Source organism: Intestinibacter sp., from assembly GCF_051866655.1.
In the GTDB taxonomy this organism is placed as follows: domain Bacteria; phylum Bacillota; class Clostridia; order Peptostreptococcales; family Peptostreptococcaceae; genus Intestinibacter.
This window is the reverse complement of the sequence record NZ_JBJDXL010000229.1, coordinates 2,663-4,524: the sequence shown is the minus strand read 5'-3', so window position 1 is coordinate 4,524 and position 1,862 is coordinate 2,663. Positions and strand designations below refer to the sequence as shown.

Below are 1,862 nucleotides of genomic sequence, written 5' to 3'. Positions count from 1 at the left end.
AAGGGGCGATGAATACGAAGGGTATGATATTTTGTTGCTGCAAATAGATACTACAGATGACGATGACGAGGATATACATATAATGTGGGGAGATTCTGGAGTTTGTAACTTTTTTATTGATAGAGAGAAGTTGAGAAATAGGGATTTTAGTGATGTTATTTATAATTGGGATTGTTATTAGAGGTTAAAGGTTTAGAGAGAAAATGATATGAAGCAATCAGATATACAAATTGTTTTTCCAGAGCTAGAGGATTCTGAGATTATTTATTTAAAGGAAGTGTTCGATGGATATATTGAATATAATGCTAGTAGTAATTTAAACATAGAATGCTCTATTTATGATGAAGTGAATGAACAGTTTATAATTGCTATATGGATTCGAGGTGACGTGGATTACCTATTTTTAGATAAAAATTACAACATTATAAAAGCTAAAAGAGAAACAGAAGGCGTCAATCCAAAGTTTATAGTCGCTCCAGATAAGAGTATATGGGTTTCTCTCACTTATACAGGTACAGATCAAGTTAAGGAAATTGTCCTTCCACTTGAAAATAGAGCTAGGATAAATAAGCTGATATTAAAAAGAGATATTGGCTATGATTATTATTTTTCCCTAAAAAATAAATATTATTCATATTGCAAGGAATTATTTAATGATAAAGATAGAGATATGATTTCTTATTATGAATTTAATAAAAAAGGTATTTATAAAGGAAAGAAAACTAAGAAAATTGATTTACCTAATAGATGGGAGCCTATCGTTTGCGATGATGAATTATACATAGTAAATTATATAGATACTGAGAGAAAAATTCTTGTGAGAAAACTGATAGAAGAAAATTTTGAGTTTGAAAGCAAGGGGTTTGATTTTCCACAAGGTTATAGACTATATCCTTTAGAATGTGATTTTGAAAATAATAGTTCTTTTATGTATTTTGAGTATAAAGGCAATGTATTAAATTATATTGAGTTTGATAGTGATGGAAAAGTTGTGGATAACCATGAAATACTGAAGCTAGAACAAATCGATTATTTTTTCTCGACATATATGCCTGTTGTGGATAAATATGGGATATATACGTTTAAGTATAATAGCGGTCAGGGAAATGGAGCTGTCAGATTTAATAAGGATAAGTGTATTTCGACTTATTTTGAAGATGGCAAGAACTTGATTAAGGATGGCAAAAAGATATGTGAGATTAATGGAAAAATATCTTATGAAATTTTAGAAGGAAAAGGTAATGTGGATTTAATCGCTTATCGTGTTGGACGTGGAGGAAAGGATAAGAAAAAATTTATTATTCTCAAGTAAATTATAAAGGGAGTGGACGAAATGTTCACTCCTTATTTTGTAAAATAAGGAAGTATTATTTATAAAGAAAATAATTTATAAATTAGGGCAAATAGTATAATATTAATGTACAAGGGATTTAATAAGTAAAGGAATAAATAATAAAAATGAAGAAATAAATATATATCGAAAGATAAGGAGGTTTCGTGATGCCTAATTCAATGAATAAAAGTTGTTCGGCTAGATTAACTATAAAAAATATAGGAAATTTAAAACATGCAGACATAATTATAGATGATAACTGTGTAATCGCTGGTCATAATAATATAGGAAAATCTACTATTACTAAAATTATTTTTTCTATAATAAAGGCTGTTAATTTAGGTGATAAAATATATGATGATTTTATAGATAAAATATCGGAGTATAGTAATGAAGAAAGGAAAGTTCAGATAGTTAAATTTACTAAAAAATATAATATTCATTTTGGAGAGGAAAATTCTATTAATGATTTAAAAGACCATTTGTATTTTAAATATATACAAAGGTATTTAAATTCTACTTTAGGTGA

General features: G+C 27.4%; 3 protein-coding genes. All 3 read left to right on the top strand.

Annotated elements, in window-relative coordinates; genetic code table 11:
- Positions 1-181: DUF1963 domain-containing protein (locus tag ACI3VO_RS06900; protein ID WP_439757200.1), on the top strand; the 181-nt coding region annotated here is incomplete at its 5' end.
- Positions 182-208: 27 nt separating this feature from the next.
- Positions 209-1,312 (top strand): hypothetical protein, encoded by a 1,104-nt coding sequence (locus ACI3VO_RS06895; RefSeq protein ID WP_439757199.1) that lies wholly within the window; start codon positions 209-211, stop codon positions 1,310-1,312.
- 188 nt (positions 1,313-1,500) lie between these two features.
- Positions 1,501-1,862 (top strand): hypothetical protein (locus ACI3VO_RS06890; RefSeq protein ID WP_439757198.1); only part of this gene is annotated, 362 nt, incomplete at its 3' end.